The organism is Musicola keenii, from assembly GCF_014855505.1.
GTDB classification, from domain to species: Bacteria; Pseudomonadota; Gammaproteobacteria; order Enterobacterales; family Enterobacteriaceae; genus Musicola; species Musicola paradisiaca.
In genome coordinates this window covers 1-25,642 of record NZ_JAAWVW010000005.1, presented here as the reverse complement: position 1 = coordinate 25,642, position 25,642 = coordinate 1, and the positions used below count along the sequence as shown (strand labels likewise).

Below are 25,642 nucleotides of genomic sequence, written 5' to 3'. Positions count from 1 at the left end.
CACTTTCACCGGAATTAAATTCACCGCTCCAGCAATTGTTCTTCGAGTTGTTCAACCTGCTGCTGAAGCCTGTCAAAAAAGCGTAGTTTACGTACAGTATCTGCCGCCGCGTTCCAGGACTCCGCATCCAGTTCCCGACGCATCTGCTCGTCACGCTGGCGTATCATCGTTTTCAACTGATCCGCAAAAACGGTTAACGCCCTGTCCGCATCGGATTGACGCGCGATCGCATCTAGCTCTTCACGCAACTCCAGTTGTTCCATAAGGAACGCGGTATCGTGCAGGGTGTGCTGCTCGTTTGTCAGGTCGAAACCGTGCAACGATAGCAGATACTCTGCACGCTTCAGCGGATGCTTCAGCGCCTGATAGGCGTTATTGATTGTCGCCGCCTGCTGCAGAGCCAGCATGCGATCACGCTCAGGGCTGGCGGCAAAACGATCTGGATGAAACTGCCGTTGCAGTTCCTGATAGCGGGAAGCAAGCAGGCTGCCATCCACATCATAGCGAATCGGCAGCCCGAACAACGTAAAGTAATCCATAGCGTACTCTGAGAACTCGGGGGGGAATTAACGCGCTGCCATCACTTCCATCATCCAGAACAGGACAGAAAGCAATGGCAGATGTGGCTAATAACCCGAATCGAACAGCGGTCACACATTAAAGCTTTCGCCGCAACCGCACTCGCTTGAAACATTAGGGTTATTGAACTTAAAGCCTTCGTTCAATCCTTCCTTGATGAAATCCAGTTGAGTTCCATCAAGGTAGACCAGGCTTTTGCCATCGATAATGACCTTAACGCCTTTGTCTTCGAACACGACGTCACCTTCACTCAGTTCATCAACAAATTCAAGCACATACGCCATACCAGAACAGCCGGATGTTTTCACACCCAAACGCAGGCCAATGCCTTTGCCCCGGTTAACCAGAAAATTACTGACTCGTTGCGCAGCGCTGTCGCTCAGGGTAATCGACATACAACAACCTCGAAATTTAAGCTATCCGACTATTACTTGATGCCACGTTTGCTTTTGTAATCCGCAATCGCTGCCTTGATGGCGTCTTCCGCCAGAATCGAGCAGTGGATTTTCACCGGCGGCAACTCCAGTTCTTCCGCGATCTGAGTATTCTTGATGGATTCGGCCTCGTTCAGGCTTTTGCCTTTCACCCACTCAGTGACCAGCGAGCTGGATGCAATTGCAGAGCCACAACCATAGGTTTTAAAACGGGCATCCTCAATAATACCGTCATCATTGACTTTAATCTGCAATTTCATCACGTCGCCACAAGCCGGCGCACCCACCATCCCGCTGCCGATATTCGGATCTTCGTTATCAAAAGAACCGACATTACGGGGGTTTTCATAGTGATCGATTACTTTTTCGCTGTAAGCCATAGTCTGTGTCCTGATTCTTGCGAATTAATGATGCGCCCATTCGATGCTGCTGATATCCACACCGTCCTTGAACATTTCCCATAACGGAGAAAGTTCGCGCAGGCGGCCAATGGATTTGCGTACCAGATCAATGGTGTAGTCGATTTCTTCTTCGGTAGTAAAACGCCCCAGCGAGAAACGAATGGAACTATGGGCCAGTTCATCATTCATCCCTAACGCGCGCAGCACATAAGATGGCTCAAGGCTGGCCGACGTACAGGCAGAACCGGAAGAAACCGCCAGATCCTTGAGAGACATGATCAGTGACTCGCCTTCAACATAGTTGAAGCTGACATTAAGAATATTCGGCGCCCCTTGCTCCAGATCGCCATTCACATACACTTCTTCGATATCTTTGATGCCGTTCCACAAACGGTCACGCAATGAGCGTAAACGCACCGACTCCGCCGCCATTTCTTCTTTGGCGATGCGGTAGGCTTCACCCATACCGACAATCTGGTGAACAGGCAACGTACCGGAACGCATGCCTCGTTCATGACCACCGCCATGCATCTGCGCTTCGATACGCACACGCGGTTTGCGACGAACATACAGCGCGCCAATACCTTTCGGGCCATAGATTTTGTGCCCGGAGAAAGACATCAGATCAACCTTGAGCACGCCAAGATCGATCGGCAATTTACCGACGCTTTGGGTTGCGTCAACATGAAAAATGATTCCGCGGCTACGGCACATCTCACCGATTGTGGCAATGTCCTGGACCACGCCGATTTCATTGTTGACGTGCATGATAGACACCAGAATAGTGTCATCGCGCATTGCCGATTCCAGCTCGTGCAGATCAATGATGCCATTGCGCTGAGGTGCGAGATAAGTCACGTCAAAACCTTCACGCTCCAACTGACGGCAAGTATCCAGCACAGCTTTATGTTCTGTTTTGCTGGTAATAATGTGCTTGCCTTTTTTCTGATAGAAATTAGCTGCACCCTTAATAGCCAGGTTGTCGGATTCAGTGGCGCCAGAGGTGAAAACGATCTCTCTGGGATCGGCACCTACCAATTCGGCGATTTGATTGCGTGCAATATCTACCGCTTCTTCCGCTTGCCAGCCAAAACGGTGAGAACGAGAAGCCGGATTGCCAAAAGTGCCATCCAGCGTCAGAAACTGCATCATTTTCTCAGCCACGCGCGGATCAACCGGCGTTGTTGCTGAATAATCCAGATAAATCGGTAACTTCATTGCTCTTAAACTCCGTACATCACGTTCAAAACGTTCAAGGCGTTTTATTTTTTTGTTTCAGGCGCGCAAGTTGACGCTAATGGTTTCTTGTATGCGTCCGTTGGCGGTACGACGCGCATCTGCATCCTGACGATCCGCGACGTCCAGAATCTCTTTGTTGTTCACCAGCTCATCCAGGGTAATGTTGTTGAGAAACTCACTGATGCGGTCGCTCAAATCACGCCATAACGTATGGGTCAGGCAGCGATCCCCCCCCTGACAACCTTCTTTCCCTTGGCAGCGGGTCGCATCCACGGATTCGTCAACAGCGGAAATGACGGAGCCAACGGCGATTGCGCTGGCGTCTTTACCCAGCAGATAACCTCCACCCGGCCCGCGTACACTGGCGACCAGACCATGTTTACGCAAACGGGAAAAAAGCTGCTCCAGATAAGAAAGCGAAATACCCTGACGCTCTGAAATATCAGCCAGAGGTACAGGGCCTTCTTTTGAATGCAGCGCCACATCCAGCATGGCGGTGACGGCATAACGACCTTTCGATGTCAGTCTCATGTTTTTAGTACCCGTAAGATAAACATGTATTATTAAGACAAGTATTATGAATCCGGTAATACATAGCACAACATGAGTCTGACATTCCCGAGTGTTTCAGTCAACTATTTAACCGGGTAATTTACTCAACTATTTTTCCTGCGGGTGTCGATTCATGGCGATAGAACTCAGGATGCCGCGCAAGATATTGAGTTCCTGGCTTTCTGGGCGAGCCCGGGTAAACAGACGGCGCAATTTATGCATCACCTGCCCTTGATGAGAGTGGCGGATAAAACCTGTTTGCAGCAACGTCTGCTCAAGATGCTGGTAAAAGCGCTCAAGATCGTCCACCAACGGATAGGGACTTTCTTCATAAGCAGGCTCTTCCGCTTTGAGGTTATCCAACCAGGCAACCCGGATTTCGTATGACAGGAGTTGCACCGCCATTGCCAGATTAAGTGAGCTGTATTCAGGATTGGCGGGAATGGCGACATGATAATGGCACTTTTGCAATTCGTCGTTGGTTAACCCGACACGTTCACGCCCGAAGACAATAGCAACCGGGGTATGACGTGCTTCTTTGGCGCTCAACACACCACACTCCCTCGGTTCGAGCATTGGCCATTGCAATGTACGCGATCGCGCACTGGTTCCAATCACCAAACTGCATCCTTCGAGCGCCTGATCCAGCGTCTCGACAATTGTTGCATGGCTGATGACATCGCTGGCGCCGGCAGCCAGTGAGATCGCCTGAGAGTCGGGTTTGACCAGGGGGTTAACCAGAAAAAGACGGCTTAATCCCATCGTCTTCATCGCTCTGGCGGTCGACCCCATATTGCCGGTATGGGATGTCTCCACCAGCACAATGCGTATATTCTCTAACATGTAGGCTCTGTTATACCAAACGGAAAAAAACGCCCCATATTAACACAGCCTCACCCATTTCTCTTTACCTTGTCGTCTGGTATACTCCGCGCCGTTTTCCTGTTCTTTAACATTCTTGTGGACGATACCCATGCATCCGATGCTTAACATCGCCATTCGCGCTGCGCGCAAAGGCGGTAACCTGATAGCTAAAAATTACGAAACGCCTGACGCCATCGAGGCCAGCCAGAAAGGCAGTAATGATTTTGTCACCAACGTTGATCGCGATGCAGAGCGCTTGATCATTGACGTCATCCGAAAAGCCTATCCTCAGCACACCATCATCGGTGAAGAATGTGGCGAACTGGCCGGAGAAGATCAGGATATTCAATGGGTTATTGATCCACTGGATGGCACCACCAACTTTATCAAACGTCTTCCGCATTTCGCGGTTTCCATCGCTGTGCGCGTCAAGGGCCGCACTGAAGTGGCCGTTGTTTACGATCCCATGCGCAATGAACTGTTCAGCGCCGCTCGCGGTCAGGGCGCCCAATTGAATGGTTATCGTCTGCGTGGCGGCAATGCGCGTGATCTGGACGGCACCGTACTTGCGACGGGCTTTCCTTTCAAACAGAAGCAGCATTCCCCGACTTATTTTCGCATGATGGAAGTCTTATTCGCCCAATGCGCCGATTTCCGCCGCACAGGCTCCGCCGCACTTGATCTGGCCTACGTCGCAGCCGGCCGGGTGGATGGCTTTTTTGAAATCGGCCTCAAGCCCTGGGATTTCGCTGGCGGCGAGCTGCTGGTGCGCGAAGCCGGCGGCATGGTGACTGACTTCATCGGCGGCCACAACTACATGGCGACAGGCAACATCGTTGCCGGCAATCCCCGCGTAGTAAAATCTCTGCTGTCGACTATCCGTGAAGAACTCAGCGACGCACTGAAGCGTTAACCTCTCTTTGTCTCTCACAGGCCATCCACTGATGGCCTGTTTCGTTATTTTTATTTACAACTGCGCTCTGTTAAGTGATGGTTTAGCTTAGATATGATAATAATAATTAAACTCATTCGTTAACAAAGAGTCATTTACGTTAATACACAGTAAACCTCAGGGAGAGTTATGTTAAGAAACACGCTTCATCGCTTATTGCTGGCTACAGCACTTACGGCGTCTTCGTTTACCGTATTGGCTACACAGTACCCGCTCACCGTCACCGATATTGACGGACGAAGCGTCACGATTAAACAGGAGCCGCAACATGTCGTGCTGCAGGACGGGCGAGACATCATGGCGTTGGCCCTGCTTGATCGAGACAATCCGTTCACCCGTCTGGTTGCCTGGAATAACTTGCCGAAAAAACAAGACACAGCGACCTGGGAACTGCTCAAAGGCGCATGGCCGCAAGCCGAAAATATTATGGACATGGGCTTTGGCGACAAAGGCGATATCGAGCTAGAAAGCGTTCTGGCGAAAAAACCTGATCTGATGATCGCCCAATTGCGCGCCAAATCATCGCTGGAAACCAACGGCGTAGTCAGCAAGCTGCAATCGTTGAACATTCCGCTACTGTTTGTCGATTATGAAATCAAACCGGCCCAAAATACCGCTCCTAGCATCGACCTGCTCGGTAAAGTGCTGAATCGAGAAGATAATGCCAAAGCCTATACCGATTTCTACCGCCAGCACTTTGACAACATCATGAAAACCACCGCTGGCATCAGCAACAAACCCAAAGTGTTCATCGAACCCATCGCCGGCAATAGCGAAGCCTGCTGTTTCAGCCACGCCCATAACGGCTGGGGCGGTCTATTAGAAGCGATCGGCGTAAAAAATATCGGCTCAGAACTGCTGCCTGGCGCAACGGGTTTTGTGTCACTGGAAAAAGTCATCAGCGAGAAACCAGAAGCCTACATCATGACCGGCTCCAAACGCGGCAACGGCGCCAGCAAGATTCTGCCGTTCGGCTATGGTGCCAGCGCTGACGATATTAAAGCCAAGGCCAAAGATCTGCTGAGCCGCCCAGGCATCGATCAGATACCGGCGATTCAAGCCAAGCGGGTCTATGGCGTTTATCATCATTTCTACAACCATCCGTACAACATCGTCGGGATGGAATATCTGGCCAAGGCGATTTATCCGCAGCAATTCGCCGCGTTGAACCCGGATGAGACCTACCATCACATCATCCGTCAATTCACCAAACTGCCTGATAACAACTTTATTTTTGCACAGAAACTGGCTGAGTAACTTTCATGAGTGTAACCACCGAGCCAAACATCAGCCGCATCAACGCGGCGGAAAACACAGTGATGAGTCACTATCAGCACATCGTTCGCCATCGATTGCTGGTTATGGCGGTGCTGGCGGTAGCGATTCTCGGCTCGCTGCTGCTGGACTTTGTGCTGGGCCCATCCGGCCTACCTCTGCATGTCCTGTGGCAAACCTTAACCGATCCCGCCAATGCCGACGCCGGCAGTAGGGTGATCGTTTGGGATATCCGCCTGCCGTATGCGCTGATGGCGGTGGTTGTCGGGCTGGCGTTGGGATTAGCAGGAGCAGAAATGCAGACCATCCTGAACAACCCACTCGCCAGCCCGTTTACACTGGGTGTCTCTTCCGCTGCAGCGTTTGGCGCGGCGTTGGCTATCGTACTCGGCATTGGGATCCCCGGCGTACCGGTACAATGGTTTATTTCCGCTAATGCATTTTTCTTCGCCTTGCTGGCTGCCTTATTGCTGGACGGCATTACCCGTTGGACAAAAGTGGCGACGTCCGGCGTCGTACTGTTCGGCATCGCGCTGGTATTCACGTTCAATGCCTTAGTTTCTATCCTACAGTTCATCGCCAACGAAGATACCCTGCAAGGCCTGGTGTTCTGGACCATGGGTAGTCTGGCACGTTCCTCCTGGGAGAAATTAGGCATACTGGTCGTTGTACTGATAGTAGTGATGCCGCTGTCCATGATGAGCGCCTGGAAGCTGACCGCGTTGCGCTTAGGCGAGGATCGGGCGATCAGCTTCGGCATCAACGTTCGTCGCCTTCGTCTCGCCACCTTGCTGCGCATCAGTTTTCTGTCCGCATTGTCGGTAGCCTTTGTCGGCCCCATCGGTTTCATCGGGCTGGTGGCGCCGCACATCGCCCGCATGGTATTCGGTGAAGATCATCGTTTCTATCTGCCCGCCAGCGCACTGACCGGCGCACTGGTGCTCTCGCTGGCGTCCGTCGCGTCCAAGAATCTGCTGCCCGGCGTGATCATTCCCGTCGGGATCGTCACCTCGTTGGTCGGCGTTCCTTTCTTCCTGAGTATTATTCTGCGTCATCGGGGGAATGCATGAATTCGTCAATCAGTGGCTTGAGCATCGCTCACTTTCATGCCGGTTATCCTCGACGCGCCGTGATCTCCGATTTGTCCGTCCCCCTACTGCCGCGCGGAAAAATCACCGTGTTACTGGGGCCTAACGGCAGCGGCAAATCCACATTATTGCGCGCATTGGCGGGGCTCAGCCCGGCGCAGGGCGAACTGCGGCTTGACGATGTCAACCTGATGCAGCTCCCGTTCGCCAAACGTGCCGAAAAAGTGGTCTACCTGCCGCAATCGCTGCCGGCTGGCGTGCATCTGCATGTGCTGGAATCCATCATTGTGGCGCAACGCGCATCGGGAAGCCTGACCCCTCACTCCAGCAACCAAGATGATGTGATGTTGTTGTTGAAGCAGTTGGGAATTGAGCATCTGGCGCTCTGTTATTTGGATCAGCTCTCCGGCGGGCAAAAACAGCTGGTCGGGCTGGCGCAATCGCTGATTCGTCACCCATCTCTGCTACTGCTTGATGAGCCTCTCAGTGCGCTGGATCTCAATTATCAGTTTCATGTGATGGACTTAGTGCGTCAGGAAACCCGTAAACGCAATATCGTTACGGTTGTCGTAGTGCACGACATCAACATTGCACTGCGCCATGGCGATCACATTCTGATGCTGAAAAATGGTCAGGTCATCGCCGATGGCGTACCGGATGAAGTGATCAGCGAAGAGAGTCTGGCTACCGTCTACGGCGTTCGCGGGCGCATCGAGCGCTGCTCACGCGGTATTCCCCAGGTCATGATCGACGGTCTAGTCACCGCGCCGACTCTGTAATTCGCCCAATCCTTCCTCAATGATTTCCTGATTAAAAAAACGCCCCGCGCTATACGCGGGGCGTTTTTATTAATAGAGACAATGGGATAGACCCATCACATCCACTACACACCTGAATATCATCAGGCGAGATGCGGCGACGGCAGCGAAACGAATGACGTCAATTGAACGTCAACAAGCTGCCGGCGATACCAACAGCCTACTTAGCGCACATTCAGGACTTCGCCGGTAACGTTACCCAATACCCCGGCTGATACGGTAACGGTAGGAATTTCTCATGGAAAGCCCGGAAGGTGGCGTCCGGATCGATGTCTTTGAACAAATCGGGATGCAGCCACTTGGCGATAGCCTGAATCGCTACAAACTGATAAGGACTGTCATAGAACTGATGCCATATGGCGTGCGCATTGCCATTTACAGCAACCGGCAGCGTGCGGAACGCCGAGCGCTGCATCAGCGCCTGCAAGCGCTGTAATGCCTGCGCCTGATCGGCGCCGGGACCAACGCCGACCCAGCCATTAGCGGTATTGTAGTTTTTCCAGTTGGCGCCGGTCACGACCACCACATCCGGGCGGGCACTGATAATCTGTTCCGGGTTCAGCGTCCCGAACGTACCGGGAATAATCCCCTTGGCAATGTTGATGCCTCCGGCGGCTTCCACCATTTTACCGAAGTTCTCGTTGCCGAAAGACATGCAGCACTCTTCGGTATAACCACCGGCCCGGTCGATCAACACTTTCGGCCGAACGCCCTGATAATTTTTCAGGCGCTCGGTGACAATATCAATCTGCTGACGACGGAACTGGATTATCTGCTCGGCGCGCTCAGGTTTGCCGATCAACTGCCCCATGATACGAATGCTCTTTTCCGCATTTTCGAACGGCTTCTCGCGAAAATCGATAAACACCACCGGAATTCCCAAACCAGCCAGTTTTTCAGTCAATTTCGCTTCATCAGTCGCCGCTTTCGATTCCAAGTTCATTAGCACCAGATCGGGCTTCAGGTTCACTGCCTGCTCAACATTAAACGTCCCGTCTTTGGCGCCGCCAAAGGTCGGCAACTGTTTGATCTGCGGATACTTACGTTCATAAGCCATATAGCCGTCGTAATCCGCCTTAGACAAATCGTCACGCCACCCCACAACACGCTGGAAAGGCGCTTCCGTGTCAAACGCAGCCAGCAGATAAATTTGCCGTCCTTCCCCCAAAATGACCCGTTTGACTTCAGATTTTATTTCAACTGTTCTGCCGCTGACGTCTTCAACCACGATCGGCGCCGCCCTGACGACCGAAACCATCCCCAACACCATGCCAATTGCACACAACCACTTCTTCATTTTGTTTCCGCCCTCAATGGATAATGAAAGTCATTATCATTCTCACGAAATAATAAAGTGACGGAAATAAATGAGCAATATGTTTAAACGGGAATTCAACGCAGAAGATCAGCCGAACAATGGACTACCGCCCAAAATACCGGCTTCGGAACTCAAATAGAGCGCCATACCGCTACAGACCAGTACCAAGCCACCAGCCAGCGAAAGTAGCGGCCAGACGACGATTTGCCAGGAGGAAGAACGATGCACAACGATACGCTCCATCTGGCGACGACAAAAAAACACCAGCGCGCCAAGCAGGGAGACCGTCATTGCGGTTCCCATCGCCATCGCCAGTGCCGACATGACACCCCAGATGAATACACCTAGCACCTTGGCGAACAACAGCACCATGATGGCACCGGAACAAGGGCGCAGCCCCATTGCCAAGACAATCATCAGCCGGGTACGCCACCCCTCAGCCCGATTCAACGACATCGCATCGGGCACATGCTGATGCCCACATCCGCAGACGGCATCATATCCGGCAGTGTCCGTCATCATCAGCACGCTCTGCCGGCCTGACGTCGGCGTATCAGCGAGAGGATGCAGGTGCTGAATACGCAATCTTGGCTTACGCATATCGGCTGAATGCAACAATCGCCACAACCGCCCCAACGCCCGGAAACATAACCATCCGCCCAACCCGACCACCAGCACAAAGCTGCCTTTTTCCATCCAGAAACTGCTGAGGTGCAAAGTACGGCTGGAAAGCTGAAACACCATCAGCACCAGCGTCGTCACCCCTATCGCCATCATCCCCTGCAACAACGCCGCCGCGAAAGTCATCTGTAGGCTGCCTTTCAGTCTCGACGGGTGGGTAGCAAGGTATGCCGTAATCACCACCTTTCCATGACCTGGCCCAACGGCATGCAACACGCCATATGCCAGACTAAACCCCATCAGCGTCACACCGGCTTTTTGAGGCTGCGTCTGCACCATCGCCATTAAATCGGCCATCTGCTGATGCAACACTTTCTGCCCCATCACACTTAGCATCAAAATAGATGGCCACCAGAGCACCAACATCCAGACGCCGCCGGCCAGCAGCAACGCAGCGAGCGCCAGCAACGCCAGCGTGCCGCGGGTCAGACGAATCCGCGCTTCAGGCAGGTTTACTGGCATTGCAAAGTAATCCGTTGAGCAAACTGTTTGCCAAGTTCAACCTCTTTGGCCGGTTTGGTGCCTTTATCCAATGACAACGCATAAGATTGCAGGGAAGCATCAGGTTTGGGCGTCGTCAGCGTAGTGTTACACCGTGTAGCCAGTACGGGTGACAGCGTAATATCGGTATCTTTTTTATAATACATATCAACAAAATAAGTGGGATCATACGTAAATATCTGCAGCGGTTTTCCCATCAATGGTTGGGGATGCGCTAACGGTAATACAAACTCCAGCACGGCTTTGTTTCCCTGACGCGACAGGTGATACTCCGTCGGCATCGGCTGGTATTTCACCGCCTTGCCGTCGCGATAGACATCGGTGAAATAGTGCTGCCCCAATACGTTCGCCATCACTTCAGCCGCCAGTTTCTTCCAAACCACAGAATCCGGCGGCGCATCGCCAGCATCGTAAAGCAGGTCGGCCGAGGTAATCGGATCCATCGTCCAGGTCATGCGAAACCCAGTGATCACTTCACCTTGTCCTTCTACCTGGGTTTGCATATCGATAAAACTATGAGGATGCGCCACCGCCACAAACGGCAGCAACGCACTCACGCATAGCAGGCAGCTTAACCAGCGATGGGGAAAATCAAAAACGTTATAACGTAACATATTTTATCCTTTCAACGGTCGTCGTCGTCCGCTGCATGGCAACCATCCGTCAGGATGTTTTCGCGGATGGGAGCAGAAAAAACACCGGAACGACCCACAACGCCATCACCCAGAACGTCGCACCCTGCAAATACTCGAATAAAAATCCGGACAGCACCGTCATCACCGCGATCGCCCCACCGGTCGCCAGTGCGGAATAAGCCGCCTGCAACCGTAAAACGTCAGTGTCGTCTCGCATAGCGATAAAACGCATCGCTGCCAGGTGACACACGGCAAAAGTACCGCAGTGCAATAACTGAATCACCACCAGCCAGGGTAGTGAGACCGTCGCCCCCATTAACCCCCAGCGCAACACCCCGCACACAGCAGACAACATCAGCAACGCCGACGCACTCCAGGCGTGGAACAACCGGCGGCTGAGCGCAAAAATAGCGATTTCAGCCACCACGCCCAGCGACCAAAGATAGCCGATCACATCGGCGGTATAACCAGACTGCTGCCAGTAAATCACGCTGAAACCGTAATAGGCGGCATGTGCCCCCTGCAATAGCGCCACGCACAGCAAAAATCGCCAAACGGCACGCTCAGTCAGCAACCGTCCCCAGGGAACCGTGCTGTTTTTAGCCGTCGATAACGCCGATGCTTTCGGCATAACATGTGGCTTGATCATCATGCCGGCCAGCATGGCAACCATACCTATCGCCAGCGTAACCAGAATCGCCTGATGCCCCCACAACGAAACCAGTTTGCCTGTAGCTGCCGACCCCGCCACGAAAGCCACCGACCCCCATAACCTGGCACGCCCATAATCAATCGGCATCTGCTTTTGCCAGGTCGCCGCCAGTGTATCCGTCAACGGAAGCAGCGGGGAAAACACCAGATTAAAACCAACCATCACCAGCAGCAGCCAGACCACTGTGCTACCAAACCAGAAGCCGGCGAACGCTATCAGCGATAACAATGCCAGCAGACGCAGCGCAGTGATAAGCGTTGCCGGATTTTTGATACAAGGGGTAATAAACAAACTTCCGACGAAACGAGCTACTAAACCAGCGCCAAGCAGGATCCCGATCGACTCGGCCGTTAACCCCTCTCCACGCAGCCACCCGCCCCAAAACGGCAGAAACACGCCGTAGCTGAAAAAGTAGGTGAAATAACTCAGCGCCAGCCAGTACGTTGATTGCAGAACCATATTTACCCCCCTGTACGGCACGTTACTCTGTCAGAGAGCCGGTGCGGACACAACGAGGTGTAGCCGCCCTATCAAAGAAAACGCCAGCACAAAGGCTGGCGTTGATACGATAAGTTCCGGCTCAACAACAGGAGCCGGTCAAAAACGAAATCAGGCGTAAACCGGGAACCGGGCGCAGATATCCAACACTTTCTGCTTAGTACGCTCGATCACCGCTTCGTCATGGATGCTATCCAGCACATCGCAGATCCAGCCGGCCAGTTCACGCACTTCCGCTTCTTTGAAACCACGGCGAGTGGCTGCCGGCGTACCGATACGGATACCGGAGGTCACGAACGGGCTCTTCGGATCGTTCGGCACGCTGTTTTTGTTGACGGTAATATTGGCGCGGCCCAGCGCAGCATCCGCCTCTTTACCGGTCAGGTTTTTGCTGACCAAATCCAGCAAGAACAGGTGGTTGTCAGTACCGCCAGACACCACGTTGAAGCCGCGAGACAGGAACACTTCCACCATCGCTTTGGCATTTTTCGCGACCTGCTGCTGGTAGGTTTTGAATTCCGGCTCCATCGCTTCTTTCAGCGCTACCGCTTTACCGGCGATAACGTGCATCAGCGGGCCGCCCTGTCCGCCCGGGAATACGGCAGAATTCAGCTTCTTATACAGTTCTTCGTCGCCGCCTTTCGCCAGGATCAGGCCGCCACGCGGACCGGCCAGCGTTTTGTGGGTCGTGGTGGTTACGATATGAGCATGCGGCACCGGGTTCGGATAAACGCCCGCCGCGACCAGACCGGCGACGTGCGCCATGTCGACGAACAGATAAGCGCCGATGCTGTCGGCGATTTCACGCATTTTCGCCCAGTCAACAACCCCGGAATAAGCGGAAAACCCGCCAACGATCATTTTCGGCTTATGAGTACGGGCCAATTCAGCCATTTCGTCATAGTTGATTTTGCCGCTGCCGTCGATGCCATAAGGCACGACATTGTAGAGTTTACCGGACAGGTTGACCGGAGAACCGTGAGTTAGGTGGCCGCCGTGTGCCAGGTTCATGCCCAGAATGGTGTCGCCCGGCTGTAGCAACGCGGTATAAACAGCAAAGTTAGCCTGAGAGCCGGAGTGCGGCTGTACGTTGGCGTAGTCGGCGCCAAACAGTTCTTTGGCACGATCGATCGCCAGTTGCTCAACCACGTCGACGTATTCGCAACCGCCATAATAGCGCTTGCCCGGATACCCTTCGGCGTATTTGTTGGTCAGTTGAGACCCCTGGGCCTGCATGACACGTGGACTGGTATAGTTTTCAGACGCAATCAGTTCGATGTGCTCTTCCTGACGCACCACTTCTTGCTGCATTGCTTGCCACAATTCGGCATCGTAATCGGCAATGTTCATTTCACGCTTTAACATCCGCATCTCCTGACTCAGCTAACGTGCTTCTGCATTAAAAAAATCGCCCCAGAGGGCAGAGGTTCATAGTGTAAACCGTTTTGTACTGACGATGATAGGGCTTGACAGAGGTTTTTACGCAAACGATTAGCTACAGGCGGGACAAGGGTTCCCGTATTTTTTTCAATCTGGAATCCAGCTGACATTTTCTCACTCGCCACCTGCGTTTTTTTCATTCAGCGGCCTTCTTCATCCATAAGTATCGCGCCTGGCATCCCCTCGTCACTGGACGATGAGCAGACGCCATAAAACGTATTAAAGATACACATCACCAGTCACAATAGGCGCATGTATTGAACAACACATCATCGTCACGGCGATCAGCACTGCAGGGAACGCGGTTCAGCGCCATCTGCGCCTATACGACCAATCTAGAAAAACGTATCAGCTTTACCCGTCGCGATAGCCTCTCTCTTCTGTCGAACGACAACCCATCCCCATAAAAAGTAACCATATGAAATATATTAAAAAAAAATAAACCAACAATGAATTAAACCGCAAAATTAAAAATAGCGACATTCATCATGAAACGTAATATTCATTTATTTAAAATACCATTCCAATTCAAATGAAGGTTTTTTTGGCAAGGAACAAGGTAAGGAAATCATTATGACCAAGGTATTAACCTCATCGATTCAAAGGAAAGGAATAGCGTCAATCACCGCCCTGAAAACCTCCCGTTGCCTGCTGGCATCCGTGGTGGCAGCATCAATGCTGACCTCCAGCGCATTTGCTGCCGAACTATTAAGCAGCAAAGCCCAGGAAACAGCGCCGACTGTCGGCTGGGCGTCGCAGAATGGGTCGACCACCGGGGGCGCCAGCGCCGCCAGCGACTACATTTATGTCGTCACCAATATCAGTGAGTTCAAAACTGCGTTGAATGCCGGTAGTACACCGAAGATCATCCAGATTAAAGGGAAGATCGACGTCAGCGACGGTACGGCCTACACCAGTTTTACAGACCAACAGACGCGCAGCCAGTTAAGCATTCCGTCTAATACCACCATCTTCGGTATCGGTACTGATGCGAAATTCACCAACGGCTCGTTGATCATCAAGGATGTGACCAACGTCATCGTTCGTAACGTCTATATCGAAACCCCGGTGGATGTTGCACCTCACTATGAAGACGGTGACGGCTGGAATGCCGAATGGGATGGCATGAACATCAACAACGCCCAGCACGTATGGGTCGATCACGTCACCATCAGCGACGGCAGTTTTACCGACGATATGTACACCACCAAAGATGGTGAAACCTATGTGCAGCACGACGGTGCGCTGGATATCAAGCGCGGCGCCGACTATATCACGGTCTCCAACAGTCGTTTCGAACAGCATGACAAAACCATGCTCATCGGTCACAGCGATACCAACTCCGCACAGGATGCCGGCAAACTGCATGTTACGCTGTACAACAACCTGTTCAGCAATGTTCGGGAACGAGCACCGCGAGTACGTTTCGGCAATATTCATTCGTTCAATAATGTCTATCAGGGCGATGTAAAACACAGCGTATACCCCTACCTGTACAGTTTCGGCATTGGCACCAAAGGCAGTCTGCTGTCAGAAAACAATAGCTTTGAAGTCAGCAACTTGAAGAAGAACTGCAAGATTGTAAAAAAATTCAACACCGGCAACTTCTCGGATAGCGGCTCACTGTTGAACGGCAGTTCGGTGGATTTGTCGGATTGCGGGTTGACCGCTTATTCAGGCACCATCCCTTATACCTATACCGCACAAACCATGACTACCGCGTTGTCACAAAGCATTGTGAACAATGCCGGTTCAGGCAAACTCTGATCGATCTCTTCACGGCCGCCTTCGGGTGGCCGTTTTCGCTGTTGACGAGTCCACTCATTCATCCTTCTCATGCTTTGTGTACACCGGCACTTTATGAAAAATAATTTTTTATTATGAAAAATAACGGGGACAATCATTTCATATGATTCTATTAGATGGGTGTTTTTTTCACTTATTACAAATAGTTACCGGTATCAATCACAGTTTATAAAACCCGAACAAAGTCTGAACAAAAAAAACAGCACAGATCACAAAACGTCACCCACCAATGAATAAAATCAAGTGCCGACAAGGGTGGAATTTAATTTCATTTTTATAGAAATGATTTTTTAACAATATCATTAACAGCAAGGAACTACGCGATGAACAACACACGTAAGACGGGTGCAGGACGCTCAACCATCTCCCACGGCGTGCTGGCAACCACAAAAACCCTTCTGGCTACGGCAGTATTCGCTTCCGTCATAACAACGGGCGCCAATGCCGCCAGCCTGCAAACCACCAAAGCAACAGAGTCCGCCTCTATCGGCTGGGCGACACAAAGTGGTGGTACAACTGGGGGAGCAAAGGCAAGCTCTTCCAACATTTATGCCGTCAGTACGCTGGCCGATTTCAAAACCGCGCTGAATGCAGGCACTACGGCGAAAATCATCCAGATTACCGGCGCCATTGATATCAGCGGCGGCAAAGCCTACACCAGCGCATCAGACCAGAAATCCCGCAGTCAGCTGAGCGTCCCCTCCAATACCACCATCATCGGTATTGGCAGCAAGGCTAAGCTCACTAACGGTTCGCTGGTGGTGAAAGGCGTAAGTAACGTTATTCTGCGCAATATCTACGTTGAGACGCCGGTTGACGTGGCACCGGTCTATGAAGATGGCGACGGCTGGAATGCCCAGTGGGATGCCGTGGTGATCGACAACTCCGATCACGTATGGGTTGACCACGTCACCATCAGCGACGGCAGCTTTACCGATGACCAGTACACCACCAAGAACGGTGAAACCTATGTACAGCACGACGGATCACTGGACATCAAGAAAGGCGCTGACTACATCACTATCTCCAATAGTCGTTTCGAACTGCACGATAAGACTATCCTGATTGGCCACAGTGACAGCAACTCCTCCCAGGACTCCGGCAAACTGCGCGTCACTTTCCTCGAAAACGTGTTTGACCGTGTAACGGAACGTACCCCGCGCGTTCGCTACGGCAGCATCCACGCTTATAACAACGTTTATGTCGGCGATGTAAAACACAGTGTCTACCCGTACCTGTACAGCTTCGGCCTGGGAACCAGCGGCAGCATCCTGTCTGAAGCCAATAGCTTCACCATCAGTAACCTGAAGAGCGTTAACGGTCTGAACAAAAACTGCAGTATCGTCAAGCAGTTCAACAGCAAAGTTCTGACCGATAAAAGCTCGCTGGTTAACGGCAGTACGTTCGACTTCGCCGGTGAATGTAGCCTGACGGCGTACAAGGGAACCATCCCTTATACCTACAAGGTTCAAACCATGACGACCAGTCTGGCGAGCAGCATCACCAGTAACGCGGGTTACGGCAAACTGTAATATTTCCTGACGCAACGGCCACTTCTCCAAGTGGCCGTTTTTACGTCTGTACTTTTGAAAGGTTTATGCACTCATGACAAAATCCGCTTTACAGGGAATGGTACTGTTCGGCGCCTTGATATCAGGCTCCCTGCATGGGGTACTGGCGGCGGAAACCATATCGGCAGCAGAAACGACCGAGTTCCCCAGCATAACGCTCAATGACCATACCCGTATCAGCGGCATTGTCAGCTCCCGCGATATCCATTTTCCGGCCACGATCAGCGTCATTGATTCCAAAGGGTTACGCCGCGATGTCAAAACCGATGGCAGCGGGCGTTTCTCCGCCGATGCATCTCAGATGTCAGCGCCGCTGCGTTTGAGCGCCGTTGAATACGGTGGGGAAAATTGTCTGGACAGCAATCGGCCGAGGGCTGTTTGTCTGGGCGCATTACTGCCCGCCCCACATTCTGGTAAGGCAAATACCGCCAATATCAACCCACTGACTGACCGCATATTATCCGACGTTGCGGCAGCGCTCGGATATCTGGGCCCACAGCAATTTCTCAACGCAACGGAGATTCCCGGCATTTCCCGAAGCGCCTGGAATACCGCCCATCAGGCCTTCCATGCCGGCTTTGATACTGCACTCAAACAGGTAGGTATTCGTCAAACGGCCCAATTCGACCCGTTGACTTACGCTGCCTCCCAGCACGCTGTCGTGTGGAAAATTCTCACGGTCATCAACCATGCGCGCAATTACCACAACAACACCGGGCAAGCCGGACACACGGTACTGACTGATATCGCATTCCGTCCCATCGTCGGGTTGAATGCGCAAGGCGATTACGAACCACTGGACTACGCTAGCGCCAGCCAACAATTAATGGCCCTCAAACAATCCGACATCCGAATTTTCATCGTCGGCGATTCAACCGCCGCCACCTACGAGAAAGCACGTTATCCCAGAATGGGATGGGGCCAGGTCTTTGCCCAACAATTTCGCACGAGCGGCAACGTGTATGTGGTGAATGGTGCGCGTTCAGGCCGCAGTTCCCGGGACTTTTATTACGAAGGCTGGTTCCGGCAAATGGAACCTTTTATGCGCCCCGGCGATTACATGTTTATTCATATGGGACATAACGACCAGAACTGTAACAGCAATAAAGCTGAACGCGGCGCGGCAGATGTCGCCAATTTGTGTACCTACCCCAATAGCGCCGCAGGCCAACAGCAATATCCGGCAGGGAAGCCCGACATGTCGTTCCAGCAGTCCCTGGAACGCTACATTCGCTACGCGCGGGAACACCAGATGCATCCCGTATTGTTAACCCCCACCGCTAGAGTAAAAAATGCCGAAGGGAAAACAGGCACGCCGGTAGTTCACAGCCACTACACCCGGCAAAATCAAAGCAACGGCTACGCATTCGTCGGGGATTACACCCAGACCATCCACGATACCGCCAGCGCCAACAAGGTGCCGTTGCTTGATGTAGAAACCGCTACGATCGCGCTGGCGAATCAGGATAACGGCAGTCGGTGGCAACAATACTGGCTGGCGGTCGATCCGGATATTTACCCTTACTATCGCAATCAGCAAGGCAGCATCTCGCAACCAGATACCACGCATTTTCAGCAAAAAGGCGCTATTGCCGTCGCCGCCATTGTTGCCGATGCCATCCGGAATACGCCGGAGCTCAAACCGCTGGCAACAAGACTGGCGGCAAAGAACTGACAATAACGCGAACACAACCACTACCACCGGCGCATACTCCAGCATGCGCCTTATCTCAACCCTCTAAAATACAAGGAATATAAGTATGCTGAAAACCATGTCGGGATCACTGGCGCTCACGCTGTTGCTCGCTGCCAGTTTACAGAATGCTCAGGCAGCGGATGCCTACAATGCCCTCGTTTCGACATCCTCCAGCGATAGTTCTGCGTTCAAAACCATCGCTGAAGCCGTTGCCAGTGCGCCATCGGGCAGCTCTTCATTTGTGATTTATATTAAAAATGGCGTGTACAAGGAACGTCTCACCATCAGCCGGGACAATGTGCATCTGAAAGGCCAAAGCCGCGACGGCACCATCATTGCGGCCACGACGGCGGCGGGAACACTCAAATCGGATGGCACCAAGTGGGGCACCTCCGGTAGCAGTACCGTTAAAGTCAATGCCAAGGACTTCACCGCAGAATCCCTGACTATCCGCAATGACTTTGACTTCCCCGCTAACCAGGCCAAAAGCGATAGCGACAGCACGAAGATAAAGGATACGCAAGCAGTAGCGCTTTATGTTGCCAGCAACAGTGATCGCGCCTACTTCAAAAACGTCAGCTTGGTCAGTTATCAGGACACGTTGTACGTTTCCGGCGGCCGCAGCTTCTTCTCCGGCTGCCGCATTAGCGGCACCGTGGATTTTATCTTCGGCAATGGTACCGCCCTGTTTGACGATTGCGATCTGGTATCCCGTAACCGCACCGATGTCGCAAGCGGTGGAGTCTACGGCTATCTCACTGCGCCCAGCACTGATATCAACACCACCTATGGCCTCGTCATTACCAACAGCCGGGTTATCAAGGAAAGCAGCAGCGTACCGTCAACAAGCTATGGATTGGGACGCCCATGGCACCCGACGACTACCTTCTCGGACGGCCGCTATGCCGACCCAAATGCTATCGGCCAAACTGTATTCCTGAACACCAGTATGGATAACCATATCTATGGCTGGGACAAGATGTCCGGCAAGGATAAAGACGGCAATACCATCTGGTTCTATCCGGAAGACTCACGTTTCTACGAATACAAATCCACGGGTAATGGCGCAGCAGTTACTTCATCACGTCGCCAGCTAACCAGCACGGAAGCCGCTCAGTACACCAAGAGCAAAGTGCTGAACGGTTGGACGCCAACCCTGCCTTGATCACATCGCGATAAAATAAAAAACCGCCCTGACGCCATGCCGTCAAGGGCGGTTTTTTTATCACTGTTTGGAATCCGCGCGAGTAAAGGGTTAGTCACTGTTTCACTGGCACGTCATGACATAGACGGAAGCAGTGCTGGTTTAACATCGCTGACGAGGGCACGACCAGAGCGCCTCGTCAGGGGCACAAACCTTCATGGATATGGAATTTACCCTGCAGATATCGTTTCAAAACGTTATGCTGCAACTCACCGCCGGGGAACCTAACCCACTCGCCTACCAGAAGCTTTGGCCGAAAACGTCATAGGGCCAAGCCCGAAACAAGAAGCCACGCGATCAAATAGCTTCTTCATCCTCTTCGCCAGTACGGATTCGAATAACACGGGCCACATCGAATACAAAGATTTTGCCATCGCCGATCTTGCCGGTCTGAGCAGTACGCATAATGGTTTCAACGCAGGTATCCACAATGTCGTCGGCAACAACTATCTCGATTTTCACCTTCGGCAAAAAATCGACCATATATTCCGCACCACGATACAATTCGGTATGGCCCTTTTGACGCCCGAAACCTTTCACCTCCGTCACCGTCATGCCGGTAATCCCTACTTCGGCTAACGCTTCGCGTACATCATCCAGCTTAAATGGTTTAATAACTGCATCAATTTTCTTCATGATGAAATCCTAATTATCACGATGTCGTGGTCGGCGCCGGCATGGACAAAGAGTCGCCCGCTATAAATTCACAATAGATTAACACTATTCTTTAAAATCGTTGGCGTCCAACTCATGACGCGCCAGCAATTTATAAAACTCGGTACGATTCCGCCCCGCCATTCGCGCCGCCTGAGTCACATTACCTTTGGCAAGCTGCAGCAGTTTACGCAGATAGTTCAATTCGAACTGATGACGCGCCTCGACAAACGTCGGCAAAGCCGTATTTTCACCTGATAGCGCCTGCTCGACCAGTGCATCGCTGATCACCGGGGCGCTGGTCAACGCCACACACTGCTCAATCACATTGACTAACTGGCGCACATTTCCCGGCCAGCTGGCCGCCATCAGACGCTTCATGGCATCCGTGGAAAAACTGCGCACAAACGGTTTATGCCGGGCCGCAGCCTGCCGCAACAAATGATTGGCTAATAAGGGAATATCTTCTGAACGTTCATTCAACGCAGGCAACTTTAGGTTGACGACATTCAGCCGATAGAACAGATCCTCCCTAAACTCGCCTTTCTCCATCGCTTTGGGTAAATCACGGTGCGTTGCAGAAATAATCCTCACATCAATCTCTACATCGCGGTTGCTTCCCAAGGGCCGAACACGCCGCTCCTGTAACACCCGTAATAATTTAACCTGCAGCGAAAGCGGCATATCGCCGATTTCATCCAGAAACAGCGTTCCGCCCTCTGCCGCCTGAAAGAGTCCTTCCCGCTGGCTGACCGCGCCGGTAAACGCCCCCCGAGCATGACCGAATAGTTCAGACTCCAACAGCGGCTCAGGCAACGCCCCACAGTTTATCGCGATAAAAGCGTTGCCGGCCCGCGGACTGGCGGCATGAATGGCCTGTGCCAGCACTTCTTTACCTGTCCCGCTCTGGCCATTAATCAGTACACTAACGTCAGACTGCGCGACCAACTTCGCCTGCTCCAGTAAACGCAGCATTATCGGGCTGCGGGTGATGATCGTTTCCCGCCAACGATCATCACCCGCAGGTGCTGAAATCTGCAAAGCATCGTCGATAGCCTTGTACAAAGCATCACGATCCACCGGCTTGGTGAGAAAACTGAATACACCTTTTTGCGTTGCCGCAACCGCATCGGGAATTGAGCCATGAGCTGTCAGGATGATGACCGGCAATCCAGGCTGAACCTTCTGAATTTCGGCAAACAGCGCCATACCATCCATTTCATCCATGCGCAGATCACTGATGACCAGGTCGATCTGTTCCCGGTGTAAAAGTTTCAGCGCCTCCTGACCACTACCGGCGGTCGTCACGGCAAAACCTTCGCTGCTCAAACGCATACCCAATAGTTTCAGCAAACTGGGATCGTCATCCACCAATAGCAAACTGGCTGTTTTTCGGGTGGTCATTCGCTTTTGAATCCCTTTTTCACTACGGCTGGCGGTGTGACCGCGTCGGTTTGTTTGGTACTGCTATCAGATGTAGAACGGGTACCGGCTCGACGTTCTTCATTTTCCGACAAATCACTCTGCACCGATTTACGGTTTGAAAGCTGTCGCTCAATGTCGGTCAAACTTTCCAATTTACGAGTCGTGGTTTCCAATTGATACTGCAAATGCCCCTGCTGTTCGCGCATGCTCTCTAACTGCTTATCATTGGTTTCTTGTATCCGCTGAAAACGTAAACGCTCATCCTCAAGCGTAATCGTCAGATTCTGTTTATCCATCCAGATTTGTAGTAATGGCAGTAGTGCGACAGGCACTTCCCGAACATGTCGATTAAGCTGATCCATAATTTGATGTCGTTCGGGAACGGTCAATTCCGCGTGATCCAGCAAAATGGCCTGTCGCCACAAACCACTCCAGTTATTGTCACCGACCAGCAGTGTCTGCTCCCTAGCCTGCGCCGCCGTCAACAGATCTGCACATTCCATGTACCGCAGCCAGTAGAGCGCATTGTTCATGGCATCCGGGTGATGGAAGGTCCAGAGGCGTTCACAGGAAACCATGCGGTAGTCGGTCACTTGCTCTCTGGGCGGTACGATGTCTGCGTCACGATGAGCAGCGGGCTCGCTTACCTTGTCCGCACACGCGGACAATAGAATAGTTGCTAGAATTATCAATAGATTATGCACGTAACCCTGCCGAACATCAGGCAACAGCATAGCCAAGCCTCGCAACGACAGAAGGCGAAAACTCCGTGCAATCATGATTAATTCTCGGTGATTAATGGCAATTCAATACGAAAACAGACATCAGCATAGTCAACTGCCACCAGGTTCAGTTCTCCCTGCATGCGGCGGATACAGTCCTGAGCAATACTTAACCCCAACCCACTGCCCTTTACTGCCCCCTTACGCTGGTGAATCCCCTGATAAAAAGGCTCGAAGATCATGCTTCGCTCGGTCTCGGGAATGGGGGTACCGCTGTTGGCGACCTCGATCTGAACCCGATTGCCGACCTGTCGACTCTGGATCCAAATGTTACCGGATTCCTGCCCATAGTGCACCGCATTGGAGTAGAGATTGTCGATTACGCGCATCAACAATGTCGTTTCCGCTCGACAGTTGGACACCGGCAAATCAACATGGGTTCGCATCTGTTTACTTCTTGCAGATAGACTGTGAGCCTCAACCACCATCGCTACGATTGCAGCAACATCGACTCGTTCAAATCCCGTGGGGACATCAGCCAGCTTGCGGTTGTAGTCCAGTAGTTGTTCAATCAACTGCAAGAGATGTCGACTGCTGTTATCCAGAATGGCAACGACGTCTTTTTGATCGTCCGTTAGCGGCCCAGCCACTTCGTCGGCCAGCAGTTCAGCGCCTTCCCGCAGGCTGGCCAGCGGCGTTTTCAATTCATGAGAAATATGGCGAAGAAATTCGTGGCGCTGCGCTTCCAGCCAAGAAAGGCGCTCGCTTAACCACACGATACGCTGTGCCAGTGATCGAATTTCTTTGGGGCCGCGAAATAGACTGGTTTTACCTGGCGCTTTTCCCTCCCCCATCCGATTGATCATCCGTTCAACTTCCTTGACCGGGCCGATAATCATCCGGGTGAATAGCATCACCAACACCAGGCTCACCAAAAACAATGCCAGCGACTGCCAGCCAAAGAAACGCCCCCGCTCGGCAATATCTTGCTGCAATTGCTGACCTCTAGAGAAAATCACCTCCCGCGTTGCCTGAACCATTTGCGCATTCGTGCGGGAGAAATTCTCCAGTAACAAGGCTGACGCCTGATTTGGCGTACTGTTCTGACACTGAATGTCCGTCAACTGCACCAGATACTGATTCAGATTCTGGTAATAACTTTTATCCGGCAGAACCGCCCCGTGCGCGTCAAGCATCTGCGAATACTGCATACGCTGATTTTGATAAAGTTGGGATAAGGTCGGGTCGCCCAAAACGCAATACTGCCGATAGCTACGTTCAATGGCCAACGCCATACTGACCATGGCTTCGCTGCGGCGCGCATCCGCGAGCGTGGTTCGGTTGATATTCGCCGCTTTTTCGCTGAGGTTGTCCAGGCTTTTATATGCCTGATATGCCAGAACCAGCAAAGGCAACAGCACCAGCAGAAATGCCATGATAACCAGTTGTCGCAATGAGCGCGGAAACAAGCGCCACGGTTTCAAAGAAATCATTTTACTGTTTGTCCATCCACCAGATTACCGCTTTCAGCATCCTAGCGACCACGATGTAAAGCACAACCCCATTCGGGTAGATTTGCGTAACTGCACGCATCCGGTGTAACGCATTGCCAGTCGGCCTGTCGCTGTGTGCGACCGTTGCCGACGGTCATTTTGCCGCAAGACCGGGCGCATCAAGCAGGGTTATAAAAGCGAAACCCGGTCACACATAACCTGCATGACCGGGTCTCTAAATAGGCGGTGCCTCACTCAACGTGTCGCCCGGTGCTGGATAAAGCGCTTTGCAGAACAGTTATCCCGATATAGGCGATAGGCACCTTTTCTTTTGGCGTCATTCCAGGCGTTATGAGCAATACCATTTGCCCGTTTTGCAATCATAACCAATCGAATGAGCAGCGCCCGTCATTATGCACATAATGTGCCAATTTGAAAAACAAAACCTAATAAATTGAAATATAATAATAAAATAACAACCAGATTGTTATTCGATAGGATGTGTCGACAACATATCGGGTGGATAGATGAAAAATACCGTCTATCTGTCGTCTAAAACAGACAGCCCCTTAAGTCATGAAAATAATCTTTATTAATCAAATAAATAAATGTCTCTTTTTTGAGACAAGCCATATCCTTGTTGTCTCTGATTTGAGACAACCGCATTTTTGCGGCATCGTCTCCCACTTTTGGCGTGTAGTTTCAGGCCAACTGCCGTTTTTACGATATCAAGCAACATTAAAAACGGCGAACAGCCAGTTCTGGATCCAGTGAATAACCATTGAGAATGGGTGCTCCATAAAAACAGGCGCGTTTTCCACTACATTCACACAACGCTGCCAATGAGGTCTTCAAGGGACACCCGTTTTAGGGTCGTTAGGTTATAAAAATGCCGGCAACGTTTTCTACAACACTTCGCGTTGGCGTGCGGATCTATGCCATAAAAAAAGGGGCCGGCGCCTAATGCCAGTCACTTAAGGTGACTGGCATTGTTTTTAAAAGGGTATTTGGGCTTTTTTTGCCTCACTTCTCTTTCATACTCCCGCTCCCGTCTCGGCGGCAGTTTCAGCATCGCGGCATTGCT

At 52.0% G+C, this 25,642-nt stretch carries 23 protein-coding genes; 8 read left to right on the top strand and 15 right to left on the bottom strand.

Annotation, left to right across the window (positions count from 1 at the left end):
* Positions 1-20: 20 nt before the first annotated feature.
* The 6 genes from hscB to trmJ all read right to left on the bottom strand — a co-directional run bounded on the left by hscB (position 21) and on the right by trmJ (position 4,048).
* Positions 21-539, bottom strand: coding sequence for a co-chaperone HscB (gene hscB, locus HEP82_RS06590; RefSeq protein WP_192457361.1), 519 nt, complete (start codon positions 537-539; stop codon positions 21-23).
* A 111-nt stretch (positions 540-650) separates the two neighbouring features.
* The gene (gene iscA, locus HEP82_RS06585) at positions 651-974 is read right to left on the bottom strand and encodes an iron-sulfur cluster assembly protein IscA (protein ID WP_192457360.1); all 324 of its coding nucleotides are present in this window, start codon (positions 972-974) and stop codon (positions 651-653) included.
* Between the two features lie 32 nt (positions 975-1,006).
* A complete protein-coding gene (iscU, locus tag HEP82_RS06580) occupies positions 1,007-1,393 on the bottom strand; it encodes a Fe-S cluster assembly scaffold IscU (protein ID WP_192457359.1) in 387 nt (128 codons plus the stop codon).
* Positions 1,394-1,417: 24 nt separating this feature from the next.
* Entirely contained in the window at positions 1,418-2,632 is a 1,215-nt protein-coding gene (locus tag HEP82_RS06575) for an IscS subfamily cysteine desulfurase (RefSeq protein WP_192457358.1), read from the bottom strand.
* Between the two features lie 57 nt (positions 2,633-2,689).
* On the bottom strand, positions 2,690-3,184 hold the full coding sequence (iscR, locus tag HEP82_RS06570; RefSeq protein ID WP_192457357.1) for a Fe-S cluster assembly transcriptional regulator IscR: 495 nt from the start codon (positions 3,182-3,184) through the stop codon (positions 2,690-2,692).
* Between the two features lie 129 nt (positions 3,185-3,313).
* Positions 3,314-4,048 (bottom strand): tRNA (cytosine(32)/uridine(32)-2'-O)-methyltransferase TrmJ, encoded by a 735-nt coding sequence (gene trmJ, locus HEP82_RS06565; protein WP_192457356.1) that lies wholly within the window; start codon positions 4,046-4,048, stop codon positions 3,314-3,316.
* 130 nt (positions 4,049-4,178) lie between these two features.
* On the opposite strand from trmJ, the gene suhB reads away from it, so the two are divergent.
* The 4 genes from suhB (at position 4,179) to HEP82_RS06545 (ending at position 8,163) form a co-directional block, all read left to right on the top strand.
* Complete coding sequence (gene suhB, locus HEP82_RS06560) at positions 4,179-4,982, top strand: inositol-1-monophosphatase (protein WP_192457355.1); 804 nt, start codon at positions 4,179-4,181, stop codon at positions 4,980-4,982.
* 168 nt (positions 4,983-5,150) lie between these two features.
* Positions 5,151-6,278, top strand: a complete 1,128-nt coding sequence (locus HEP82_RS06555; protein WP_192457354.1) for an ABC transporter substrate-binding protein — start codon at positions 5,151-5,153, stop codon at positions 6,276-6,278.
* A 5-nt stretch (positions 6,279-6,283) separates the two neighbouring features.
* Positions 6,284-7,366 carry a FecCD family ABC transporter permease gene (locus HEP82_RS06550; RefSeq protein WP_192457353.1) on the top strand — a complete coding sequence of 361 codons (1,083 nt, stop codon included), beginning with the start codon at positions 6,284-6,286 and terminating at the stop codon, positions 7,364-7,366.
* Entirely contained in the window at positions 7,363-8,163 is an 801-nt protein-coding gene (locus HEP82_RS06545) for an ABC transporter ATP-binding protein (protein WP_192457352.1), read from the top strand. Before HEP82_RS06550 ends, HEP82_RS06545 begins: the two co-directional genes overlap by 4 nt.
* A gap of 214 nt (positions 8,164-8,377) precedes the next feature.
* Here HEP82_RS06545 and HEP82_RS06540 read toward each other — a convergent pair whose 3' ends face one another.
* The 5 genes from HEP82_RS06540 to glyA form a co-directional block, all read right to left on the bottom strand.
* Positions 8,378-9,499: an ABC transporter substrate-binding protein gene (locus tag HEP82_RS06540; protein WP_192457351.1), complete on the bottom strand. Its 1,122-nt coding sequence runs from the start codon at positions 9,497-9,499 to the stop codon at positions 8,378-8,380.
* 108 nt (positions 9,500-9,607) lie between these two features.
* The gene (locus HEP82_RS06535) at positions 9,608-10,663 is read right to left on the bottom strand and encodes a nickel/cobalt transporter (RefSeq protein ID WP_192457350.1); all 1,056 of its coding nucleotides are present in this window, start codon (positions 10,661-10,663) and stop codon (positions 9,608-9,610) included.
* Positions 10,654-11,316, bottom strand: coding sequence for a DUF1007 family protein (locus HEP82_RS06530; protein WP_192457349.1), 663 nt, complete (start codon positions 11,314-11,316; stop codon positions 10,654-10,656). The genes HEP82_RS06535 and HEP82_RS06530 overlap by 10 nt, the downstream gene beginning before the upstream one ends.
* Positions 11,317-11,365: 49 nt before the next feature.
* Positions 11,366-12,508 carry a 3-phenylpropionate MFS transporter gene (locus HEP82_RS06525; RefSeq protein WP_192457348.1) on the bottom strand — a complete coding sequence of 381 codons (1,143 nt, stop codon included), beginning with the start codon at positions 12,506-12,508 and terminating at the stop codon, positions 11,366-11,368.
* Between the two features lie 150 nt (positions 12,509-12,658).
* Entirely contained in the window at positions 12,659-13,912 is a 1,254-nt protein-coding gene (glyA, locus tag HEP82_RS06520; RefSeq protein WP_192457347.1) for a serine hydroxymethyltransferase, read from the bottom strand.
* 648 nt (positions 13,913-14,560) lie between these two features.
* Between glyA and HEP82_RS06515 the strand changes: the two genes are divergently transcribed.
* From HEP82_RS06515 to pemA, 4 genes are all read left to right on the top strand, one after another.
* A complete protein-coding gene (locus tag HEP82_RS06515) occupies positions 14,561-15,754 on the top strand; it encodes a pectate lyase family protein (RefSeq protein WP_192457346.1) in 1,194 nt (397 codons plus the stop codon).
* Positions 15,755-16,116: 362 nt separating this feature from the next.
* Entirely contained in the window at positions 16,117-17,325 is a 1,209-nt protein-coding gene (locus tag HEP82_RS06510) for a polysaccharide lyase (RefSeq protein ID WP_192457345.1), read from the top strand.
* 73 nt (positions 17,326-17,398) lie between these two features.
* Positions 17,399-19,039, top strand: coding sequence for a pectin acetylesterase PaeY (gene paeY, locus HEP82_RS06505; protein ID WP_192457344.1), 1,641 nt, complete (start codon positions 17,399-17,401; stop codon positions 19,037-19,039).
* 85 nt (positions 19,040-19,124) lie between these two features.
* Positions 19,125-20,225, top strand: a complete 1,101-nt coding sequence (gene pemA, locus HEP82_RS06500) for a pectinesterase PemA (protein ID WP_192457343.1) — start codon at positions 19,125-19,127, stop codon at positions 20,223-20,225.
* A gap of 336 nt (positions 20,226-20,561) precedes the next feature.
* Here the strand turns inward: pemA and glnB are convergent, their stop codons facing one another.
* From glnB to HEP82_RS06480, 4 genes are all read right to left on the bottom strand, one after another.
* A complete protein-coding gene (gene glnB, locus HEP82_RS06495; RefSeq protein ID WP_015854449.1) occupies positions 20,562-20,900 on the bottom strand; it encodes a nitrogen regulatory protein P-II in 339 nt (112 codons plus the stop codon).
* Between the two features lie 84 nt (positions 20,901-20,984).
* Positions 20,985-22,322, bottom strand: coding sequence for a two-component system response regulator GlrR (gene glrR / locus HEP82_RS06490; protein ID WP_192457342.1), 1,338 nt, complete (start codon positions 22,320-22,322; stop codon positions 20,985-20,987).
* Positions 22,319-23,122: a two-component system QseEF-associated lipoprotein QseG gene (gene qseG / locus HEP82_RS06485; RefSeq protein ID WP_192457341.1), complete on the bottom strand. Its 804-nt coding sequence runs from the start codon at positions 23,120-23,122 to the stop codon at positions 22,319-22,321. Before qseG ends, glrR begins: the two co-directional genes overlap by 4 nt.
* A 2-nt stretch (positions 23,123-23,124) precedes the next feature.
* Complete coding sequence (locus tag HEP82_RS06480; RefSeq protein WP_192457340.1) at positions 23,125-24,558, bottom strand: sensor histidine kinase; 1,434 nt, start codon at positions 24,556-24,558, stop codon at positions 23,125-23,127.
* Between the last annotated feature and the right edge of the window lie 1,084 nt (positions 24,559-25,642).